The 19,901-nt window shown below is 68.7% G+C and carries 22 protein-coding genes and 2 pseudogenes; 10 read left to right on the plus strand and 14 right to left on the minus strand.

What is annotated here, in order from left to right:
- Positions 1–85: 85 nt before the first annotated feature.
- Both msrA and AB0C04_RS31455 read right to left on the minus strand, forming a co-directional pair.
- Positions 86–415, minus strand: a pseudogene (msrA, locus tag AB0C04_RS31450) (peptide-methionine (S)-S-oxide reductase MsrA); the annotation flags it as partial.
- Between the two features lie 9 nt (positions 416–424).
- Positions 425–794, minus strand: a pseudogene (locus AB0C04_RS31455) (peptide-methionine (R)-S-oxide reductase).
- A gap of 547 nt (positions 795–1,341) precedes the next feature.
- Here AB0C04_RS31455 and AB0C04_RS31460 point away from each other — a divergent pair.
- The 5 genes from AB0C04_RS31460 to AB0C04_RS31480 all read left to right on the plus strand — a co-directional run bounded on the left by AB0C04_RS31460 (position 1,342) and on the right by AB0C04_RS31480 (position 6,134).
- Positions 1,342–2,259 carry an NADP-dependent oxidoreductase gene (locus AB0C04_RS31460; protein ID WP_357061896.1) on the plus strand — a complete coding sequence of 306 codons (918 nt, stop codon included), beginning with the start codon at positions 1,342–1,344 and terminating at the stop codon, positions 2,257–2,259.
- Positions 2,260–2,400: 141 nt separating this feature from the next.
- On the plus strand, positions 2,401–2,766 hold the full coding sequence (locus AB0C04_RS31465) for a DNA polymerase ligase N-terminal domain-containing protein (protein WP_357061899.1): 366 nt from the start codon (positions 2,401–2,403) through the stop codon (positions 2,764–2,766).
- Positions 2,767–3,188: 422 nt separating this feature from the next.
- Positions 3,189–4,181, plus strand: a complete 993-nt coding sequence (locus tag AB0C04_RS31470) for an NAD(P)H-binding protein (RefSeq protein ID WP_357061902.1) — start codon at positions 3,189–3,191, stop codon at positions 4,179–4,181.
- 164 nt (positions 4,182–4,345) lie between these two features.
- Positions 4,346–5,299, plus strand: a complete 954-nt coding sequence (locus AB0C04_RS31475) for an NAD(P)-dependent alcohol dehydrogenase (protein WP_357061905.1) — start codon at positions 4,346–4,348, stop codon at positions 5,297–5,299.
- Between the two features lie 439 nt (positions 5,300–5,738).
- The gene (locus AB0C04_RS31480) at positions 5,739–6,134 is read left to right on the plus strand and encodes a hypothetical protein (protein ID WP_357061908.1); all 396 of its coding nucleotides are present in this window, start codon (positions 5,739–5,741) and stop codon (positions 6,132–6,134) included.
- A 29-nt stretch (positions 6,135–6,163) separates the two neighbouring features.
- On the opposite strand, the gene AB0C04_RS31485 is transcribed toward AB0C04_RS31480, so the two are convergent.
- From AB0C04_RS31485 to AB0C04_RS31515, 7 genes are all read right to left on the minus strand, one after another.
- A complete protein-coding gene (locus AB0C04_RS31485; RefSeq protein ID WP_357061911.1) occupies positions 6,164–6,931 on the minus strand; it encodes a methyltransferase domain-containing protein in 768 nt (255 codons plus the stop codon).
- 3 nt (positions 6,932–6,934) lie between these two features.
- Complete coding sequence (locus AB0C04_RS31490) at positions 6,935–8,182, minus strand: MFS transporter (RefSeq protein WP_357061913.1); 1,248 nt, start codon at positions 8,180–8,182, stop codon at positions 6,935–6,937.
- Positions 8,179–9,135, minus strand: a complete 957-nt coding sequence (locus AB0C04_RS31495) for an alanine racemase (protein WP_357061915.1) — start codon at positions 9,133–9,135, stop codon at positions 8,179–8,181. Before AB0C04_RS31495 ends, AB0C04_RS31490 begins: the two co-directional genes overlap by 4 nt.
- 403 nt (positions 9,136–9,538) lie before the next feature.
- Positions 9,539–9,955 (minus strand): aldo/keto reductase, encoded by a 417-nt coding sequence (locus AB0C04_RS31500; RefSeq protein ID WP_357061918.1) that lies wholly within the window; start codon positions 9,953–9,955, stop codon positions 9,539–9,541.
- A gap of 72 nt (positions 9,956–10,027) precedes the next feature.
- The gene (locus AB0C04_RS31505; protein ID WP_357061921.1) at positions 10,028–11,158 is read right to left on the minus strand and encodes a polysaccharide lyase family 7 protein; all 1,131 of its coding nucleotides are present in this window, start codon (positions 11,156–11,158) and stop codon (positions 10,028–10,030) included.
- 137 nt (positions 11,159–11,295) lie between these two features.
- Positions 11,296–11,505: an MMPL family transporter gene (locus AB0C04_RS31510; RefSeq protein ID WP_357061924.1), complete on the minus strand. Its 210-nt coding sequence runs from the start codon at positions 11,503–11,505 to the stop codon at positions 11,296–11,298.
- 86 nt (positions 11,506–11,591) lie between these two features.
- A complete protein-coding gene (locus tag AB0C04_RS31515) occupies positions 11,592–11,762 on the minus strand; it encodes a hypothetical protein (protein ID WP_357061926.1) in 171 nt (56 codons plus the stop codon).
- A gap of 119 nt (positions 11,763–11,881) precedes the next feature.
- Between AB0C04_RS31515 and AB0C04_RS31520 the strand changes: the two genes are divergently transcribed.
- Entirely contained in the window at positions 11,882–12,688 is an 807-nt protein-coding gene (locus tag AB0C04_RS31520) for an alpha/beta hydrolase (protein ID WP_357061928.1), read from the plus strand.
- 83 nt (positions 12,689–12,771) lie between these two features.
- Positions 12,772–13,944 (plus strand): SpoIIE family protein phosphatase, encoded by a 1,173-nt coding sequence (locus tag AB0C04_RS31525; protein WP_357061931.1) that lies wholly within the window; start codon positions 12,772–12,774, stop codon positions 13,942–13,944.
- Between the two features lie 133 nt (positions 13,945–14,077).
- On the opposite strand, the gene AB0C04_RS31530 is transcribed toward AB0C04_RS31525, so the two are convergent.
- The gene (locus tag AB0C04_RS31530) at positions 14,078–15,325 is read right to left on the minus strand and encodes an FAD-binding oxidoreductase (RefSeq protein ID WP_357061934.1); all 1,248 of its coding nucleotides are present in this window, start codon (positions 15,323–15,325) and stop codon (positions 14,078–14,080) included.
- An 80-nt stretch (positions 15,326–15,405) separates the two neighbouring features.
- Here AB0C04_RS31530 and AB0C04_RS31535 point away from each other — a divergent pair, with 80 nt between their 5' ends.
- Positions 15,406–15,762 carry an STAS domain-containing protein gene (locus AB0C04_RS31535; RefSeq protein WP_357061936.1) on the plus strand — a complete coding sequence of 119 codons (357 nt, stop codon included), beginning with the start codon at positions 15,406–15,408 and terminating at the stop codon, positions 15,760–15,762.
- Here AB0C04_RS31535 and AB0C04_RS31540 read toward each other — a convergent pair.
- Complete coding sequence (locus AB0C04_RS31540) at positions 15,676–16,653, minus strand: sigma-70 family RNA polymerase sigma factor (protein WP_357061939.1); 978 nt, start codon at positions 16,651–16,653, stop codon at positions 15,676–15,678. The genes AB0C04_RS31535 and AB0C04_RS31540 overlap by 87 nt on opposite strands.
- A 178-nt stretch (positions 16,654–16,831) precedes the next feature.
- Here AB0C04_RS31540 and AB0C04_RS31545 point away from each other — a divergent pair, with 178 nt between their 5' ends.
- A complete protein-coding gene (locus AB0C04_RS31545) occupies positions 16,832–17,653 on the plus strand; it encodes an alpha/beta hydrolase (protein ID WP_357061941.1) in 822 nt (273 codons plus the stop codon).
- A gap of 291 nt (positions 17,654–17,944) precedes the next feature.
- On the opposite strand, the gene AB0C04_RS31550 is transcribed toward AB0C04_RS31545, so the two are convergent.
- Genes AB0C04_RS31550 through AB0C04_RS31560 form a run of 3 tightly spaced genes read right to left on the minus strand, consistent with a single transcriptional unit; the run spans position 17,945 to position 18,952 of the window.
- Positions 17,945–18,271, minus strand: coding sequence for a DUF1048 domain-containing protein (locus AB0C04_RS31550; RefSeq protein ID WP_357061943.1), 327 nt, complete (start codon positions 18,269–18,271; stop codon positions 17,945–17,947).
- A 1-nt stretch (position 18,272) separates the two neighbouring features.
- A complete protein-coding gene (locus AB0C04_RS31555; protein ID WP_357061946.1) occupies positions 18,273–18,629 on the minus strand; it encodes a DUF1048 domain-containing protein in 357 nt (118 codons plus the stop codon).
- A complete protein-coding gene (locus AB0C04_RS31560) occupies positions 18,626–18,952 on the minus strand; it encodes a PadR family transcriptional regulator (RefSeq protein WP_357061949.1) in 327 nt (108 codons plus the stop codon). The genes AB0C04_RS31555 and AB0C04_RS31560 overlap by 4 nt, the downstream gene beginning before the upstream one ends.
- A 406-nt stretch (positions 18,953–19,358) precedes the next feature.
- On the opposite strand from AB0C04_RS31560, the gene AB0C04_RS31565 reads away from it, so the two are divergent.
- Positions 19,359–19,664, plus strand: a complete 306-nt coding sequence (locus AB0C04_RS31565; protein WP_357061952.1) for a winged helix-turn-helix domain-containing protein — start codon at positions 19,359–19,361, stop codon at positions 19,662–19,664.
- The last annotated feature ends 237 nt before the right edge of the window (positions 19,665–19,901 follow it).

The following is a 19,901-nucleotide window of genomic DNA, read 5'->3' on the forward strand; positions in this document are numbered from 1 at the left end:
CACCGCCGTCCGGTGCGCCGGGTCGGTGAGCAGTTCGGTCACCCGTTGCCGCACGGCGGTCCACTGCGGACGCCCGAGCGCCAGGAAGTCGTTCCTCGGCGACCCGCTTCTGCTCGTCGCTGGTGTAGAAGATCGCCGAGCGGTAGCTGGTGCCGATGTCGTTGCCCTGGCGATTCTTCGTCGAGGGGTCGTGCACCTGGAAGAAGAACTCGAGCAGCGCGCGGAAGTCGGTCTTCTCGGGGTCGTATACGACCTCGATGGACTCCGCGTGGGTGCCGTGGTTGCGGTAGGTGGCGTTCGGGACGTCGCCGCCGCTGTAGCCGACGCGCGTGGACACGACGCCGGGCTGGTGGCGGAACAGCTCCTCCATGCCCCAGAAGCAGCCGCCGGCGAGGATCGCCTTTTCGGTGGTCACGTCCTCTCCTTACTTGTCGTCGGTGTCAGTGTTGCTGTCACTCATGAACAGGGTGCGGTATTCGCCGTATCCTGCGTTCTCCAGGTCGTCGAGGTGGATGAACCGCAACGACGCGGAGTTGATGCAGTAGCGCAGTCCGCCCTTGTCGGGGGGACCGTCGTCGAAGACGTGGCCGAGGTGGCTGTCCCCGTACAGCGAGCGGGCCTCAGTCCGAATCATCCCGTGGCTGGAGTCTTCGCGCTCGACGACGTTAGTTCTGGCGATCGGCTTCGTGAAAGTAGGCGTTGGCGAACGGGCGCTCGGTGCCGTCCCGCTGGGTCACGCGGTACTGCTCCGGGTCGAGCCGCGAAACGGCCTCCGGGTTCTTGTGGTACTGGATCTGCTGGGGCACAGCTCTCCCTTCACGGCCTGTGGCGCGAAGCTGAGGAACGAGATGGAACGCACCCCACGCGCAAAGGTACAGACACCCCACGGGCCGGTTGTATTCCCGCAGGCCAAACTTTACGTGGACCATCGAGTCCGTAAGAGATGCCCGGAGGGGCTGGCTGGGCGCCTTCGTTGCGGCAGGTGGCCTTGAATAATTCGCCGCCACTGTAGCACCCGTCGAACTCGGAAGTGGACTTGACAGACCAGTTTTGCCGCAACTAGGTTCGGGGCGTCCGACGGGTCGCCGCTAGCGACGAACTGGCCGGCTCGGGCCCACCGGCGTCGAGTTCGACGGACGTCGCGCCTCTCCTCGGGAACCGGGTGCTGCCACATAGATCGCGATTCGGTGGGGAAGGAACAACTGTTCCTCGACACCCTCGCGCAACAACCGCTACCGATCAGCGCGGTGAGACGCCGAGGCCTGGCGCCGCTGATGCTGGTGGAACGAAATTTGCGCCTCGTGCCCGTGCAAACGAGGACTGGATACAAGGAGGTACCGGATGAAGGCGATTGTGGTGACGGACGAGGCCGCGGGAACGGCCGGGATGACGCTGGTGGAGCGGCCTGAGCCCGAACCGGCGCTGAACGACGTCGTCGTTCAGGTTCATGCGTCCGGATTCGTCCCGACTGAGATGGCGTGGCCCTCGACCTGGACCGATCGCCTCGGCCGTGACCGGACGCCGTCGATCCCTGGGCACGAGCTGGCCGGAGTGGTCACCGCTCTCGGCTATGGCACGACGGGACTGTCGGTGGGACAGCGGGTGTTCGGCCTCACGGACTGGACTCGCGACGGCACCCTGGCGGAGTACGTGGCCGTCGAGGCCCGTAACCTCGCGCCGCTACCCGGTGACGTCGACTTCACGGTGGGCGCGAGCCTGCCGATCTCGGGCCTGACCGCGTGGCAGGGACTGTTCGAGCACGGCCGCCTTCAGGCGGGGCAGGGCGTCCTCGTGCACGGCGCGGCCGGCGCAGTCGGTTCTCTGGTGACGCAGCTCGCACGTGAGGCCGGCGCCTACGTCATCGGCACCGGCCGCGCTGCCGACCGTCAGACGGCGCTCGACTTCGGCGCGCAGGAGTTCGTCGACCTCGAGAACGACGTCCTCGAAGACGTCGGCGGAGTCGATCTGGTGTTCGATGTCATCGGCGGCGACATCGGGAAGCGGTCCGCAGGCCTGATTCGAGCCGGAGGAACGTTGGTGTCCGTCGTCGGGCCGCCGGAGGCGCGGCCCGCCGACGGCCTGGCGGTCGACTTCGTCGTCCTGCCCGATCGCGCCCAACTGGGGGAGATCGTCCGGCGGGTGCGGGACGGACGACTGCGGACGAACATCGGCAACGTCGCGACCCTGAACGACGCCCTCGCCGCTCTTAATCCGACCGAGCGGATCACCGGGAAGACGATCATCCGCGTTCGTCTGTGAGTACTCGGGGACAGCGAGCGTCCTGCCGTCCTTGTGGATCAGCGTCAGACCGCGTGGCCAGTTCGGGCGACTCGTACCGGAAGACGTCATCGGACGTCCGGTGAAGCATTTGACGGGCGGCAGGGTGGGCGGGCGCCCACAATGGCAAGAGTGCGGCTCGCCTTCGTCCTGCACCACCACCGCAAACCACGACCGCACTTTGACCTGCGGCTCGAGGAGGATGGAGTGCTGCGCTCCTGGGCGGTGCCTCGCGGCCTGCCGGACGATCCCAGTGACAACCGGCTCGCGATCGCCGTGCCCGACCACCACCTTGATCACCTCACGTACGAGGACGCCGACAAGTCGATCGCCGACATCGGCACGTGGGAGGAACACGACCGCACCGAGCGCCGCATGCTGTTTACGTTGCACGGCCGCACCGGCCGCCGGCGGTACGCGCTCATCCGCACCGGCGAGGGGTGGCTGCTCCACCTGACGAAAGAGCAGCCTTCGGACGAGCGCGGATAGCAGGCTCCCGAGGTCCACTCCCGCGAGCGTCGGAACGACTATCTCCGGCTGAACAGCTCAACCGGCCGCACCCGAGAGTCGTACTGCTGGGCAGCGGTAATGCAGGAGTCTGTGCGCTCGATGTAGGTTCGCGACAGAGATGTCAGTGCTCAGCCCGAACGTCGCTATGACCTGGCCGGCGATGTGCTGGCGACGGCCATCGACCGGTCGTTGATCGACGCGGTGCCGATCGCGGACGCGGTGCGAGACGCGGCGAAGGAGGAGGGCCGGCGCATCGCCGCGGCGGCTGCGGACGAGGGCGATCGCAGAGATTCGCGGAAAGCCGTAAGACTGCTATGTGCTCTGCGCCGAGTGGGGTGGATGCGGGGCGGTGACCGCCCCGCATCCACCGCCGGTCAGCTCCGGGCGGTCGTCATGTGGAAATGCGTCTGCCGACGCTTCGTCCCAATCGTGGCTTGACAGGCAGGCGGGTCCAGCGTGGACGATTCGGTGTGAGGATTCTTGTGGTGGGCGGAAGTGGTCTGATCGGCGCCCATGTCGCGGAGGTGCTACGCGAACGAGGCCATGCGGTGACCGCGTTGGCGCGTACCGCCCAGCCGGGAGTTGATCACTTACTCGATCTCGACTCTGCGTCGATCGACGACCTGCGGCCGCTGCTTGCCGGCCACGACGGTGTGGTGTACGCCGCCCGCACCGATGAGCAGCGACCGCTGCGCAAGCCGATCTATCCGGTGTTCCGCCGAGACATCGTCGATCCGGTGGTGCGCCTGTTCACCGCGGCCCGCCACGAGGGTCTCACCCGCGGGGCAATCATGGGCTCGTACTACACCTACTTCGATCGGCTGCATCCACAGTGGCGCCTTGCGGCCCGCCACACGTACGTTCGATGCCGATTGGAGCAGGCACAGGAGGGACGGGTGGCCGCCGGTCCGGATCTGCCGGTCGCGGTGCTCGAGTTGCCGTTCGTCTTCGGCCGGGCCGGCGACCGGCTACCGAACTGGGCCGGCCCGCTGGACCGCTGGGCCAGATCTCGGTTACCGCTGGCCGTCCCCGTGGGCGGGACCGCCGCGACCTCGGCGCGCAGCGTGGCCGAGATCGCGGTGGATGCCCTCGAGCAGGCCCGCGGCGAGGACATACCGGTCGCCGACGAGAACCTCACGTGGAAGGAGATGATCGCGCGCATCGCCGAGGCAGTCGGCCGGCGCCGGCGGGTCAGTCGCCTACCTGCGAGCGCCGTGCGGGCCTCCCTGCGATGTGGCGGCATGCTGCAGACCCTCGGTCGCAAGGAGTCGGGCATCAACCTCGGTCACCTCGCCGACCTGCTGCTCGCCGAGCTGTTCATCGAGCCGGCGTCCGGCCGGTCGCTGGAGCCGGCGCTCCGCGAGACCTTCGACGATGCGGCATCGGCTGGATAGCAGCATCGCCTGCCAAAGATGCGCCCCGCAGCCGGGAGGACCTGGCGGCTCTCCTCGTCGGCAACCGTTTGTCCCGGGGTGCTACAGAAGACGTGGGGCCGGTGGCCCCGCACGCATCGGGTGCGAGACTGGCCTCCTCCCACCGGAGGGTTAGGGGTACGCGGATGAGAGCCGTCGTGTACGACCGTTACGGGCCTCCGGACGTGTTGCGGATCGAGGACGTCCCCAAGCCGTCTCCCGCCGCCCGGCAGGTGCTCGTCAAGATTGCGGCAACCTCGGTCAATCTGAGCGATTGGGAGACCCTGCAAGGCCGGCCACTGTATTCGCGCATCGGGGGGCTGCGCTCCCCGGCACGCCGGACACTCGGCTCGGACATCGCCGGATGGGTCGACGCGGTCGGCGCGGCCGTCACCCGGTTCCGACCCGGTGACGAGGTGTATGGCGACAACCTCATGCTCAAGGGCGGCTTCGCCGAGTACGCGATCGCCCCCGAGTCGGCGCTGGCCCGGAAGCCTCCAGCGCTGACCTTCGCCGAGGCATCGACGATTCCGCAGGCGGGCGTGATCGCGTGGCAGGGGACCGGTGGCGCCGTGGCTGGGCAGCGGGTCCTGATCAACGGTGCCGGCGGGGGTTCGGGGTCATTCGCGATTCAGCTTGCCAAGCGACTCGGCGCCCAGGTGACCGGAGTCGACAACGCAGGCAAGCTCGACTTCATGCGGTCGGTCGGCGCGGACAAGGTGATCGACTACCGCAGCGAGGACTTCACCCGCAGCGGCCACTACGATCTCATCCTCGATCTGGTCGCGCACCGGTCGGTGTTCGCCTACCGTCGGGCACTGGCGCCCGGCGGCCGTTACAGGTGCGTCGGCGGGTCGGTCCCGGCGCTGCTGCGCGTACTGACGATCGGCTCGGTGGCCGGTCGGCTCACGCGCCGCCGGATGGGCGTCCTCGCCGTCAAGGAGGGGCCGAAGCACTTCGAACCAGTGGCCGATCTCTGCGTGGCGGGTGACCTCGGTATCCACATCGATCGCACCTTCAACCTCGACGAGGTGCCCGAGGCATTAGCCCACGTCGGCGAGGGACGCGCCCTCGGCAAGGTCGTTGTGAGTGTGAACTGACCAGCGGCTATTCCGCGAGCTAAGGTCTGCCCTGTCGATCATCTCTGAGCGAGACCATGGCGGCGACGACGCCAGGCGGGCGCGGAGAGTCGAGGCGCATCGTCAAGGTGTCTCAAGGGTGACGCAGGAAGTCTGGCCAAGACTGTTCAACCATGCGCCGTGGCGCAGTCCGACGCATCGCGCACGGTCCGGGTGATCTCGGCATCATGGGCGGCTCCACCGCCGACCACTCACCTCGCGCAGCCCATCGGCCGCAACAACGTCCGTGTCCTTGCGCACCCGAAAGCAGGTGTCGACGTGGAACGGGCTGGAATCGGTTCTGTGGGCCAGTTCGGGTCCCACTTTCCGGGTTGTCTCGATCGGGTGGTTTCGATGTTTGCGAGTTCCGGACCCGCCTCACGTGGTGGGAGCATCGGCTGGTCTGGACGGGAGCCGGCCGATGCCGTCGATGTCGAAGGCCGACCTGTTCGCGGCGATCCGACGGGACTCGCGCGCCGGCCTGTCCATGCGGGCGCTGGCCCGCAAGTATCAGGTCAGCCGTCGTACGGTCCGTTCGGCGCTGAGTTCGGGGTGGCCGGCGCCCCGCAAGCAGCGGCACACCGTGAAGCGGATCTATGACCGGCTGATCGCCGAGCACGACATGCACGACGTGCCTCATGGACGCTGTGCTCGTCACGTGATCCGTAAGGTCGCGCTCCCGAGCCGCCCCGCGACTGATGGCCTTAGTGATCAAAGTCGGACGCTGCGAGGTGCGCCGCGGGGCTACCCGGCGACGCGGTCCCTGCCGCAGTCGCTTTCTGCCGTGCAGATGGCCGGACCGACGCCATTGCGATGAGGCTTGTGTACCGGCGCCGGGGCGTGCCCTCAGCGGCGGGAGACGAAGTAGACCCGAGGGAGCTGTTCGCCGCCGACGATCGGGGCATCGGTGAGCGGGGTGAGCAGGTCGGTGGGCGCGGCGAGGTACGTGTCGCGCCAGCCGACCTGCTTGAGCGTGTCAGCGAGCTGATCGAGCGGCACAAGGTAGTTCGTGATCGTGGTTTCGAACCGGTCGTACCGTCCGTCGGCTGCCCGTACCACTCCCGAGATCCGGTAGAAGCCGTACCCGGCCGCCTCATTCAGGGCCCCCCGATACAGCAGGATCGACTCGTCGGTCTCCCGTATCTGCATGGCGTTGACACCAAGAAGGCCCTTGCGGGTCGCCACGTCAAACGCGAACAGTCCACCCGGCCGAAGAGCCCGGTACACGCACTCCAGATAGGAGCCGATCCGCTCTAGGCTTCCGAGGTGATTTGGGATGTCGTAGGTCGAGATGGCGAGCGGAAACGGCTCGGGAACGGTGAAATCTGCGGCATCGGCCTGCACGAGCACGGCGTCGTCGCCGAGCCGGCGCCGCGCACGCCGGAGCATCGCCGCTGACACGTCTAAGCCCGTCACCTGGTACCCCGCCTGCTGAAGCTGCGCCGCCACGATGCCCGTGCCACAGCCGATGTCGAGCAATCGGCGCTCGCCTTCTGGATCGAGCGTGCGATGCAGCCGTAGCAGTTGCTCGGCGGCTCGGGTCGGGTATGGACTCCAATGCTCGTCGTAGGCCTGGGCGAACCCTTCGGCGTACTGCTCGGCATGCTGCTCCATCACTCAAGCACCTCCCGTGTCGTCGGTAAGCTGGCGGACCTGGGGCGAGGCGAGCGGGGCGAGACCGGCGGCGAGCAGCACTGCGCCGGCGGCGACCGTCGTGGGGCCGATGCCAAAGCCGGTCGAGGAGTGGCCGGCGAGGTATATACCGGCGGGCTTGAGCGAGAGCGCGACCACGTAGTTGCAGGAGGTCAGCCGGGCCAGCGCAGCGGCCGGCACCCGCTGTTGCAAGGTGGTCTCCCACAGAACGCTGAAGACGTTGAACGCCGCCCCGGCACAGAACGCCGCGGCGGCTGTGACCGCCACCGGCGCGCCGAATCCCATCGCGGCCAGCGGCGCGGCGAGCAGTGGCGTCACGAAGGTGGCCGTACGGAGGGGCCGAACGGGTCGGATCCGCAGGATGGCCACCACCGACAGCAGCATCCCGGCGGTATATCCGGCGAGGATGACCGACCAGGCGACGGCGCCGAAGCGTTCGGCGGCCAGAATCGGCCCGAGGACGGTGAACGCCGCGGCCGTGCCGGCGTTGAGAACCGCCGCCGAGGCGACCACCGCCCACAGCCATTGCCGGCTGGTGAACTCCCGAAACCCCTCTCGCAGGTCGGTCCAGACCCCACGGCGGGCGCGTGCGGTGGGCCCGCGGGTGCGTAGCCCGGCCAATAGAGCGGCGGCGGTGAAGTAGGTGGCAGCGTCGATCGCCAGCGCCACGCCGGGGCCGAGCACGGCGACCGCCGCGCCGGCGATCGCGATGCCGCCGATGGTCGCGGCGCTGCCGCCGAGCCGCAGCAGTGCGTTCGCCGGTCGCAGCCGGTCGGCGTCGACCAATTCGGGCATCACGCCGGTCAGTGCCGGCAGCAGCAGCGCGGAGGCGGCGCCGGCCACGAATGCGGCCCCGACCAACGGTGGCAGCGGCGCCCAGCCGGTGAGCAGCATCGCGGCGAGGGCGGCGAAGGCACACCCGGACAGCGTCTCGGCCGCCACCAGCACTCGGTGGCGCGGGAGCCGGTCGCCGATCACACCGCCGAGCAGCATCAGCCCGAGTTGCGGTACGGCGTGCCCGGCGAGCACAGCGGACAGAGTCCCAGCAGTGGCGCCGGGCAGCGCGAGGACTCCGAACGCGATAGCGATCGGGCCGAATGCGTTGCCGAAAATAGAGATCGTGCGGCCGGCGAAGAGCAGCGCGAACCGGCGCCGTCGGAGCAGACTCAGATCGGCGATCATCGCACCGGCCGGACGCGGGGCGGCAGTCACACGCGGTCCGGCGCCGCGAACGGTCGCCAGGCCGCCACCTGCTCGCCATTCACGACGACGGCGATCTCGACGCCACGTTTGAGTACGTTGGCGGCGAGCGGGCAGATGTGTGCCGGGACCAGCCGGCCCTGGTAGGGCGGCGCGGCCGGTAGCGAAGCCACCGCCGGGTCCCACGGTTGCGCGCAACCGTCGAGCAGGTCGGTTGCGTCAGCGGCGACGGTCAGCGCCACGTCGTCCGGCCTGCAGGCCGCGGCGGCCGCCAGCCCGCCGTCGAGGGTGGCGTACGCCCCGGCGCAGATCTCGGTCACGCCGTCGACGCCGAGAGCCCCGGGCGCGGTCGGGGTACCGCCGATGCTCACTACCGGACAGTCGATGCCGACGTCCCGGAGCGCTTCCGCCACGGCGACCACGCTCCGAGCGTGCCGCCGGCCGACGTCGTGCCGGTCGCGGATCTCCTCGGCTGTGGCGGTGGGGGAATAGCCGGCGATCCCGTCGAACCGAATGCCGGGGGTGTCCACGGCGAGTTTCGCGAGCGCCGGCACGGCCTCGGCGGGCGCATGGCGCAGGTCGATCCGTACGCCCACCTCGGTGCCCCGGGCGGTCGCGGCCGCGCCGATGCCGGTGATCGCCTCGGGCCGGTCGACGTGGAGCGCGAAGCGTGGGACCTGTGTCGCTGCCTCCGCGAACAGCGGGAATCGCCACGCATCCGGCCACGGCCACGCGAGCACGATGTCGCGGACCCCGGCGGCGGCGAGCTGCACGGCGGCACTGGCCGTGTGCACCGCTACGCCAGCCGCGCCGGCGGCGACCTGCCGCTGGGCCAGCTCGACGGTGCGGTGCGCCTTGACGTGGGCGCGGACTTGGCAGCCCGCAGCCGCGGTGGCCCGATGGAACCGGTGAATATTCGCGTCGAGCCGCGACAGGTCGACGATGACCGGAGGGTCGGTGGCCATGCGATCCCCGCTAGTAGGCCGGGCCGCCATCGCTGGCAGCCCGGCGATCACGTTGATCCGGGTCAGGACTCGATCGGTGGTTCGAGGCAGCGCATAGACCTCTCCCTTCGTCCGGTGCACGGACAGCCGACGCTAAGGGAAGCTAGACCCATGTGTCAACGTCGATCCATAGCAGATCGTCCACCCCGAACCTCGGCCCGGGTGGCGATCGCGTGTCAGGAAATCGTGAGGGATGACGAGTTGCTGGGTCGCTCGACCGGGTAGCCGAGCTCGGCGCTGCTGGAAGTGTTCGGGCCGACGCTTGCCGGTTGCCGGCGGCAGCGGCGAGCCGGAACAGCCGTCCTCCCTGCGCGCTGTCCGCGCCATCATCTCCGGCAGGAACGGCTCGGCCTCGTCGAGCCCTTCATCGCTCGATCACCTGCATCTGCTCGTCGGTGTGGTGACCGCCCTCGGCGACGGGCAGCGCGGTGAGGGTGGCAACCTGTTCGGGCGTGAGCGTGACGCCGTCCGCGGCGGCGTTCTCCTCGACGCGGCTGACCCGCTTGGTGCCGGGGATGGGGACGATGTCGTCGCCCTGGGTGAGCAGCCAGGCCAGGGCCACCTGGGCTGAGGTGGCGCCCACCTGGTCGGCGACCGCCTGCACCTGGTCGGCGATGCGCAGGTTGCGCTGGAAGTTCTCCCCGGTGAAGCGCGGGTGGTTCTTGCGGAAGTCGCTGTCGTCGAGGCGCTCGACGTCGGCCGGGGTTCGCAGGGCGCCGGTGAGGAAGCCGCGGCCGAGCGGGGAGTACGCCACCAGGCCGATGCCCAGCTCGCGCAACACGGGAAGGATCTCACCAACCTAACGCCCACCTGACATCGGCTCGTCAGGCGGCGCGTTGTCGGTGCAGCGCCCTTAGGAGTGGGTCGCGGTGACGCTGTAGAGCAGTGTCTGGCTGTAGTTGCTGCTGCTGCAGGGCGAGGAGTTGGTGCAGTTGGCCTGGGTGTACGCGCCGGCTTTGAAATAGGCGCCGGAGAAGCTCCTGCTGATGGTGGTCTGCAGGGTGTTGTTGTAATAGGCACGAACCTGACCCCCGCTAACTACGAACTTGGCCTGGAATCGGGTACCGAGCTGGTAGTTGCTGATGACCAGCTTGTGATGGGTGGAATCGCCGTTGGTGACGTACAGGCTCGAGCCTTCGAGGCGGAAGACGCTCACGTCGTCGTCACCGTCGTGGATCTGCGCGATCACCGCGTGCGGCTTGCCGGACGGCAGCGCGGCGAACGCGCCGTCGACGACGAGGGTGTGAGTGCCGGAGGTGGACGACCAGCTGGCGTTGCTGGTCCCGTTGTTAGTCATCTCGCGCAGTTCCGAGCGTGGGTAGCTCGACCCGCTCGTGGTGACGCCATTGACGGGGGCGCGGAACTGGACGGCGCGGCACGAGTCAGCGGTGACGAACCAGGGAGACACCTGAAAGGCGTCCAGGGCGGGCTGCTTCACCTCGGTGGGACTCTCCGAGGGACCGGTCGGCAGAGTGATCTTCCAGTTGGTCAGGTTGAGCACGTCGGCGGGCACGGCGCAGTCGCCGCCGCCACCGCCATCCGGGCCGTAGATGCGTGCCTCGCTGATGCTGTTCCAGTCGTTGCTCGTGTTGCCGTATCCGACGATCCGCACGTAACGCGCGGCGCGGTCGCTGAAGTTGTACGTCTCGAGCTGGAGGGTGGTGCCGCTGCTCTCCCGCTGGGAGACGACGGTGGTCCATGAGTTGGCGTCCGTTGACGCTTGCACCTGGAAGGCGCTGCGGCGGGTGTCGCCCTGGTGCCATGCGAGGCCGACAGAGCCCACCTGAGTGCTGGAACCGAGGTCGAAGCGGATCCACGAGCCGTCGCCTTCGGCGGACCAGCGGGTCGAGAGATTGCCGTCGAGAGCGTTCGCCGGCACGTTGCCGTCGTGACCGCTGGCCGCCACGGCCGTAACCGGAAGCACGCTGGCAGCATGGGCGGCGGGCACGCCGATCAGCGTGGCCCCGAGAAGGGCGATGGGCATGGCGAAGATAACTGTCCGTCGCATAAGGCGGTCCTTGGTAGATGATCGTGAAATGCCAACCTCTTTCGCACTGGCGCGGACCGACGGTATAGTATGAGTTGACGCTGGTCTATATGCAAGTTCGCTATTGCCTGGTCTCAATAGGTATGACTCACCGCCCGCTCGGTATTGGCGGACTGGGCCTGTCGAATCTGGCGCGGCCACCAGATCTGGTCGCCGATGAGGGTGAAAACGGCGGGGATGACCAGGGTGCGGACGAGGGTGGTACCGACGAGCACGCCGAGCCCGACGACCAGACCGAGTTGGCCCAGCCTCACCAGCGGCAGAACGCCAGGAGCCGCGAACACGGCAGCCAGGACGTGCCGGCGCTGGTGAGACAGTCTCTGAGCGGCTACTCAGGCGTGGTGCTGTCCCGTCATGCCGATGAGGGACCTCAGGCATGGTCCTCAGGTCCTCGGACGAATCGCTGGATCACGTCAGCGACGACGGTGGCGACGCGCTCATTGAGGTGCACGTCATCGATCAGAAGCCTGCGACCGATCCGGTCGGAGATTGACCCGTAGAGCCGACGCAGCAGCAAGCGGTGCACGGTGGCGAGCATCATGAGGCGCCTGGTGCCGGGCAGGACCGGCGCCCACCGCGTTCGCCAGGCTGTGGTGCGACAAGGTTCGCCCAGGTTGACGGGCACTTGGTGCCGAGGTGCGGGTGGTGGAAGATAGGTGAATGAGTGTGCGGAACCGCAACAACGTGGTGTTGGCCGGTCGTGAGGACGGTCCCACCGTTGTTCTCGCGCACGGCTTCGGCTGCGATCAGCACATGTGGCGCCACGTTGCTACTGAAGTCGGACAATGGGCCCAGGTGGTGTTGTTCGACCACGTCGGGTCAGGCAGGGCTGATCCGATGGCCTGGGACGCCGACCGGTACGCCTCCCTGGACGGTTACGCCGATGATGTGCTGAGCATCTGCCAGGACCTGGACCTTCAGCAGCCGATCTTCGTCGGGCACTCGGTCAGTTCGAGCATCGGAGTCCTCGCAGCGAACCGCGAACCGGATCGCTTCTCCGCGCTTGTCCTGGTCACCCCGTCACCGTGCTACATCGATGACGGAGACTACCGAGGCGGTTTCACTCGCGATGACATCGACGAGTTGCTCGAGTCGCTCGACAGCAACTACCTCGGCTGGTCCTCGAGCATGGCGCCCCTGATCATGGGCAATCCGGAGCGGCCGGAGCTGGGTGAAGAGCTGACGGCGAGCTTCTGTCGGACGGATCCTGCGATGGCGCAGGTGTTCGCCCGCGCCACATTCCTGTCCGACAACCGTGCCGACCTCGCCGCGGTGAGCCTTCCCACCCTGATCCTGCAATGTGCCCAGGACGCCATAGCGCCGCCCGAGGTTGGCGCGTTCGTGCAGGCGCAGATCGCCGGAAGTCGGCTTGTCACCTTGGACGCGACCGGGCATTGCCCGCAGTTGAGCGCGCCGGAGGCCACGGCCGCAGCGATCACGTCGTTCATCAGGGCCGCCTACCGATGACCGCCGCTGGCGGGCGTGATCCTCAGGGCGAAGGTCGAAGCGAGGACGGGAGCGCCCGGCCGAGCGAGGTGGGGTTCCCTGCGTTGCTTGAAGACAACCTCGAAGACCTGTACGAGAATGCTCCCTGCGGGTACGTGTCCACCCTCCTGGACGGCACCATTGCGAAGATCAACGACACTCTGCTGGCGTGGCTCGGCTACAGCCGCGATGAACTCGTCGGCCGGCGCCGCTTCAGTGACCTTCTCACCGGCGGGGGCCGTATCTACCACGAAACTCACTTCGCACCGATGCTGGCCATGCAGGGTGAGATCGGCGGTGTCTCCCTCGAACTTCGGGCAAAGGACGGCACCCGTATGCCGGTCCTCGTCACTTCTATCGTCAAGGCCGGCAGCGAAGGTCAGCCCCAACTCATCCGGACGGCCATTTTCGACGCCAAAATGCGCCGCGCCTACGAACGAGAGCTTGTCAACGCGCGCAGAGCCGCGGAACGCGAGGACGAACGGCTACGGCAGCTCGTCAGCAAACTGCAACGCAGTCTGCTCCCCGCCGTGCTGCAAACCCCACCCGGACTAGAAAGCGCCGCGTACTACCGGATGGCCTCCACCGACGAAGTCGGCGGCGACTTCTATGACCTGTTCCCCCTCGACGACGGCCGCTGGGGATTCTTCCTCGGCGATGTCAGCGGCAAAGGCGTCGAAGCCGCCGCCGTCACCGCCTTGGCCCGCTACACGTTGCGCGCCGCAACCGTCTACAACCCCGACCCTGCCGCCGCGCTGCACAACCTCAACACCGTGCTCTGGCAGGAATACCGCGAAGACGCGCGCTACTGCACCGTCGTGTTCGGCATCCTCACACCCACACCGGCCGTCGGCGGGTTCACCGCAGTCATCGCCAGCGGCGGGCACCCCGAACCACTGCTGCTACGGGCCGATGGCTCCGCCCACTACCAACGCACGAAGGGCCGCATCGTAGGGGCCTTCCCGACCTCCCGATACACCAACACGAGCGTCGTAGCGAACCCCGGCGACACGCTGCTCCTCTACAGCGACGGACTCACCGAGGCCCGTCCCGCCAACAGCGAGACCGCCGATGGTCGTTACGGAACGACGGCCCTCGCCCGATTTGCCTCCCATCTCGCACCCACCAACGCCGCCGACGCCATCGCCGCCGTCATCGATCTACTCGACACCTTCGGCACCGGGCTCACCGACGACACCGCTGTCATGGCCATCAGCGCCCCATCCAGTCGACGCTGACCGGCCCTTTGCCATATTTCGCGGCTGGCGTACGTGGACTCATGGGTTGGCACGGCTACCGCCCGAGAACAGCCGAGTGGATCACCGTGCTGGACGCGTAGGGCCCTCCGCGCCAGCCCGCTGCCGGGTGAGCCTAGGCGGAGGCCGAGGTCGCGGCCGGCGGCACGGCGAGGCCGGCGCCGAAGATGTTCTCCTGGTCGTAGGTCGCCTTGATCCGGCGCAACGCCGCCCAGTTCCGGGCGGTGAAAGCCGACGCGGTCCGGGACGGGTCGTACAGGAAGTTGAGGAAGCTGCTGCCGCGGCCACAGCGGGACAGCGCCTGCGTGGTCCGCGGCGACGGGATCGTGTCGAGGATGATCGACAGCGGGGCGTCGCGGTGGGCGGCGGCCCCGTCGTCGCGGGCAATGCGACCGCCCCAGTGGCGGATCTCAACGGTGGCGTCCGGCTCGGCCACCAGCGCGGCCACGAGGTCGTCGTCGAGCGTGCGCACCTGGTCGAACGTACGCGCGAACGTGCCACCCATCGCGGCCTGCGCGTAGTCCACGACGCGCATGGTGTCCGCGGCGACCGGTCCCGCGACCTTCCACAGTGGCGCCAGCAGCGCCCGCCCTCGTTCGGGATCACCGGCGTACAAGGCCTTGATTGCCAGCGAGCCGTCGCGGGTGAGGAGCAAGGCGGTGCTGAGCGCGTCCGGCACCCTTTCGATCCACTGCCGGTAGAAGGCCATCGTCTCCGCCGCCCGCTCGCGGCCGAAGGTGACCGCACCGGCGTACACCCGCGCGACCGGGTAGAGGCGGAACTCGAGGGCGGTGACCACGCCGAAGGAACCTCCGCCGCCGCGCAGCGCCCAGAACAGGTCGGGGTTCCGGTCGGCGCTGGCCGTCGTCAGCTCACCGCCGGCGGTGACGACCTGGGCGCGCAGCACGCTCTCGGCGGCGAGACCGTAGCTGCGGGCCAGCCAGCCCAGGCCGCCGCCCAGCGTGTAGCCGACCACACCCACGTCCGGTGAGGATCCGGACAGGGCCGCGAGCCCGAACGGTGCGGCTGCCGCCAGCACGTCGCCCCACCGGGCGCCGGGGCCCACGCGGGCGACGCGGCGGTCCGGGTCGACCAGGACCGACGCCATCGCGCCGGTGCGGAGCAGCAGCGCGTCGTCGTGCGCGACGTGGGTGCCGTGACCGGTGGCCTGGACGGCGAAGGGCAGCGCGTGGCGACGGGCGGCCAGCACCGCCCGGCGTACGTCGGCCGTGCCGGCTGCCCGGACCACGGCGGCGGGCCGAGGATCGAGCGCCGGGTTGAGGGGCTTGCGGTGATCGTCGTAGCCCTGGTCTCCGGGCAGGAGGACCGGGCCGTCGGTACGCAGCGTCTGTCGGATCGTCATGTCCGTCAGACCGGTGGGCCGTCCGCAACTCATCGGTCCGGGGTGCGATGAGTTTCCCGGGCGCGGGTGGTCCTACCCAAATGGCGGCTCCCGCGATCTCCTTCGCTGTCGGCGCGGTGACCCGCGCCGACATCCCCGAACTGTGCGCCGACCTCGCCGAGTTGCTGCGCGGCCGTGGCCCCGGCGTCGTCACCTGCGACGTCACCGTCGTCACCTGGCCCGACGTGGTGACGGTCGAGGCGCTGGCCCGGTTGGGCCTGACCGCGCGGCGACACGGCTGGCGCCTGGTCGTCAGTGGCGCCGGCGCGGAGCTGCTGCGGCTCGTCGGCCTGCTCGGGCTGAGCGGCGCGTTACCCGAGTCGGGCCGGCAGCCCGAACATCGGGAACAGGCGGGTGGTGTCGAGGAAGTTGGTGACCCCCGCGATCCGCTTGGCTGAGAGTTCCAGCACGATCAGCGCCCACGGGTCGTGCCCCGAGCCGGTGAGGCTGGGCCGGTACTGGCCGAACGCCGGCATGCCGTTGGCCACCACCGGCACCAGCCGCGACCCGCGGCAACCGCTGCCCGTGCCGGACATCCAGGCGACGATGTCGTCGTGGCCGCGCAGCCACAGCGGCAGCGGCGGCATCGACAGGGTCACGTCCTCGTGCAGCAGCGTCGTGAGCGCCTGCAGGTCGTACGCCTCGAAGGCTTTCACGTAGCGCGCGAGCAGCGCCTTCTGCTCGTCGTCCATCGGCTTGTACACGTCGGCGGTGGTGTCGGCGCCCGCGAGGGTGGCCCGGGCCCGCTGCAGGGCGCTGTTGACGCTCGGCACCGAGGTGTCGAGCAGCTCGGCGACCTCCTGGGCCGACCAGGCCAGCACCTCGCGCAGGATCAGCACGGCCCGCTGCCGCGGCGGCAGGTGCTGCAGCGCCGCGACGAAGGCCAGCCGGACCGACTCGCGCTCGGCGACCACGTCGGCCGGGTCGCTGCGCTCCGGCAGCAGCCGGTCGTCTGGCGCGGGGCCTACCCAGAACTCGTCCGGGCGCGGCTCACCAGGCCCGGTGGCGCGGCCGGACCCGGCCGGGCCGAGGTCCATCGGCAGGACCCGCCGTTGCGCGCTGGAGAGCATGGTCAGGCACACGTTCGTCGCAATCCGGTAGAGCCAGGACCGCAGCGCCGATCGCCCCTCGAACTGATCGAAGCCGCGCCAGGCTCGCACGAAGGTGTCCTGTACGGCGTCCTCGGCCTCGAAGACCGAGCCCAGCATCCGGTAGCAGTAGCCGGTCAGCTCCGACCGGTACGCCTCAAGCTGCGACTCGATGGGTGCGCTGGTCGTCACGTCGCTCACCCCGACGAAGGTAGCCGAGGATCCTCCCGCGTGCGGACCGCTCGCCCACGGGGCTGACCGTGTCGCGGCGGTCGATCCCGACGGGCTCGGAAATTTCGCCCCGCCGGCAGCGATGAGTTTCCGGGGCCCGGCCGGTCAGTACCGGTGTCTGTTCGACCTGACACACGAGGAGCCCATCATGACCGCCACGCAGCGCAGCGCCGGCACGGGACAGTACGCCGACGTCAACGGCATCAACCTGTACTACGAGACGCACGGCGCGGGACGCCCGATGGTCCTGCTGCACGGCGGTCTCTGCTCGGGCGAGATGTTCGCGCCGATCCTTCCCGCTCTGGCCGAGCACCACCAGGTGATCCTGGTCGACCTGCAGGGGCACGGCCGGACCGCCGACGTCGACCGACCGCTCGACGTGACGCTGATGGCCGACGACGTCGCCGCGCTGATCGAGCACCTCGGGCTGCAGAAGCCGGACGTCGTCGGCTACTCCCTCGGCGGCGGGGTCGCGCTCCTGGTGGCGATCCGGCACCCGCACCTGGTGGGCCGCCTGGTGGCGGCGTCGGCGCACATCCGCCGCGACGCCATCTACCCGGAGATGCTCCAGCAGCAGGGTCAGGTCGGCGCGGCGGCCGCGGAGTTCATGAAGGAAACCCCGATGTACGAGCTCTATCAGCGGGTGGCGCCGCGTCCCGAGGACTTCCCCCGGCTGCTGGACAAGATCGGTTCGGCGATGGCGAAGGACTTCGACTACACGGAGGAGGTCCGCGGTCTGCAGGTGCCGACGCTGATCGTCGCCGCCGACGCCGACATGGCGCCGCCGAGCCACTACGTGGGAATCTTCGAGCTGCTCGACGGGGGCCTGCGCGACGGGGGCTGGATGGGGGAGAGCCGGCCCAAGGGCGGGCACGCGCTGGCCATCCTGCCCGGACTCACCCACTACGACATCGCCGTCTCACCGCTGTTCGCCGCGGTCACGCTCGCCTTCCTCGACAAGCAGAGCTGATTCGGCGGCACGGCCACACCCGCGTTGCCCGGCGGCCCTGCAGAGGGCCGCCGGGCCTCGATCAACCGCGCAGCGGCGAGCCCGTCATTGTCCAACTGCCGGTTATACCTGTCGCCGAACTGCTCGACCTCGTGCGGGTCCATCGTCTGGTCATGCAGCCCCGGCCTCGACAGAAGCGGCTTGTTGTCGGAGCAGAGCTGGCAGATCCTCCGCAGTGGGCTCATCGAGTATGACCGTGGGGGTGCCGAGCGCCGCGAGGGCTTACGCCCTCCGGCATGATGACGATGGGTGTTACCGCTCGTCCGTGCCGGGGTTCCCGCTGATGGACTCCTGATAGACGTCCGCGTAGGTGGGCGAGTCCTTGACCAGGTCGTCGCAGAAGGCGGCCACGTCGGTGCCGATGAGTTCCAAAACGCCCTTGCCGGCCGCGACACCCTCCTCGAAAAAGTCGACGATCCCGGGGAGCAGGGGCCCGTCAAGCAGAGCGATCGGTCCGACCTTGAACAGGTACCTCTGCATCTCCTTGTAGACGATCTGGTAGTCCGGCGGGAGCGCCCTGACCCGAGCCACGTGCGCCCGCCACTGCTTCTTGCCCTCGATGATGTCTTGGATGCCCACGTCAGCCTCCTAGCCGGCCCAATTTCCTTGCGACATTTCTGTTCAACTGCTCGCGCCACCGGTCGCGATAGGTCCGGGCCCCCTCTCCGCCGGCCAGCGCCGTGCAAAAGCCTGGGATGTCGTCGCCAAGCACCTCGTGGATGCGCTGCCCGTCCGCCGATGCCTCTTCGAGCAGCCCCAAGGCGGCGTCGAGGATCGGCATCAGGTTGCGACCTGTAAAGCCCCCGTAGGGGAAAAGATGGCCCTTGATCTGTTCCCACGCCGCCTGGTAGTCGGCCGGCAACGCCTCTGCCCGGGCTTCGAACACCTTCCATTCCCTGGTGAGATCGCTGCCTGTGATGGTCTCCCAGAAGCTCATCGCCCGCCCTCCTTGAGCCTGTCGATGCGTGATGAGACGTACTGCCACTTCGCCCAGAACGTCGCAAGTTCCTCGCGCCCGGCGTCGTTGAGCGCGTAGAACTTGCGCGGCGGGCCCACCTCGGATGGTCGTTTCGTCACCTGGACGAGTCCGTTTCTCTCCAGTCGCAGCAAGATGGTGTACACCGTCCCCTCGATGACGTCGGCGAAGCCGAGCTCGTTCAGCCGACGCGTGATGGCGTACCCGTAGGTTTCCTCGCCGCCGATGATTTCGAGCACGCAGCCCTCGAGCGTGCCCTTCAGCATCTCCGTCAGGTCGTCCATCGGGCTCCCCTCCGATGCCCCTGGTACCTCGTAGTACCGAGTACCGCTATACGGTACCACCGAGTACTGCTATGCGGTAGCGCCGAGTAGCGCGTCGACAGTTCCTCGGCCTGGATCTTCGCCACGTGCGCCTCACCCTCCGACTGTGGTGGGATCAGCGATTCTCCTGCCGAGTGCTCCGCGGGAGGCCATCGGCCGGCCGCCGCCCGTCTTTCGGCCCGCAGCCAACGGATGACGGTCGGGTCAAGCAGCTCGCCGAGGTGAACGGCCGTGCACCGTGACGCGCCGTCGGCTGCGCCATGGGCGGCTGCAGGTCGAGGAGCGGCCCTACCCACCGTGCGACGTGCGGGGCGGGACGCTGACATTCTTCGCGGCTCACTGCCGGGGAGGCTGGATCTCCTGGAGGTTGCCCGACCGCTTCGGGATCGTCTATCCGGTGACGGGAATCTTCACGGAGGCGGCTCTGCGCATACCGGATCCTCTGCGCCGCCTGCTCGGGAAGGCGCGGAGCAGGATTCTGGTGCAGGCGGCCGAGCCGGTCAGCACCACGGCCGTGGTCGCCGCGACCGGACTGCCGCTCGGCGCGGTCGGTGGTCACCTACGCGTGCTGACAGAGGCCGGCCTGCTACAGAAACGCCGGTCGGGCCGGGAGGTCCTCTACTGGTGGACGGATGCAGCCCGGGCGCTCGTGACCGGTGCCTCCACGTTCTGACGGACCAGTCCTGCTGGCTCAAAACATCGACAAATGCCCGTCCAGACCAGCTGATCATTTCTTCAGCTGCTCTCGCTTGCGCTCGATGTGAGGCAGTGTGTCTCCTGCAGGGCGGTCACCTCACAGGACGAGCGATCGCCTTCAGGGCCGAGAAGCTGACTGACGTCTCCTTCCACCGCTCGGCTGCGGCGCCCAGCCGGCGGCGATCGGAACTTGTCCGCCCCGGGCGACGACGGG

This window comes from Micromonospora sp. NPDC048909 (genome assembly GCF_040649635.1).
Lineage (GTDB): Bacteria > Actinomycetota > Actinomycetes > Mycobacteriales > Micromonosporaceae > Micromonospora.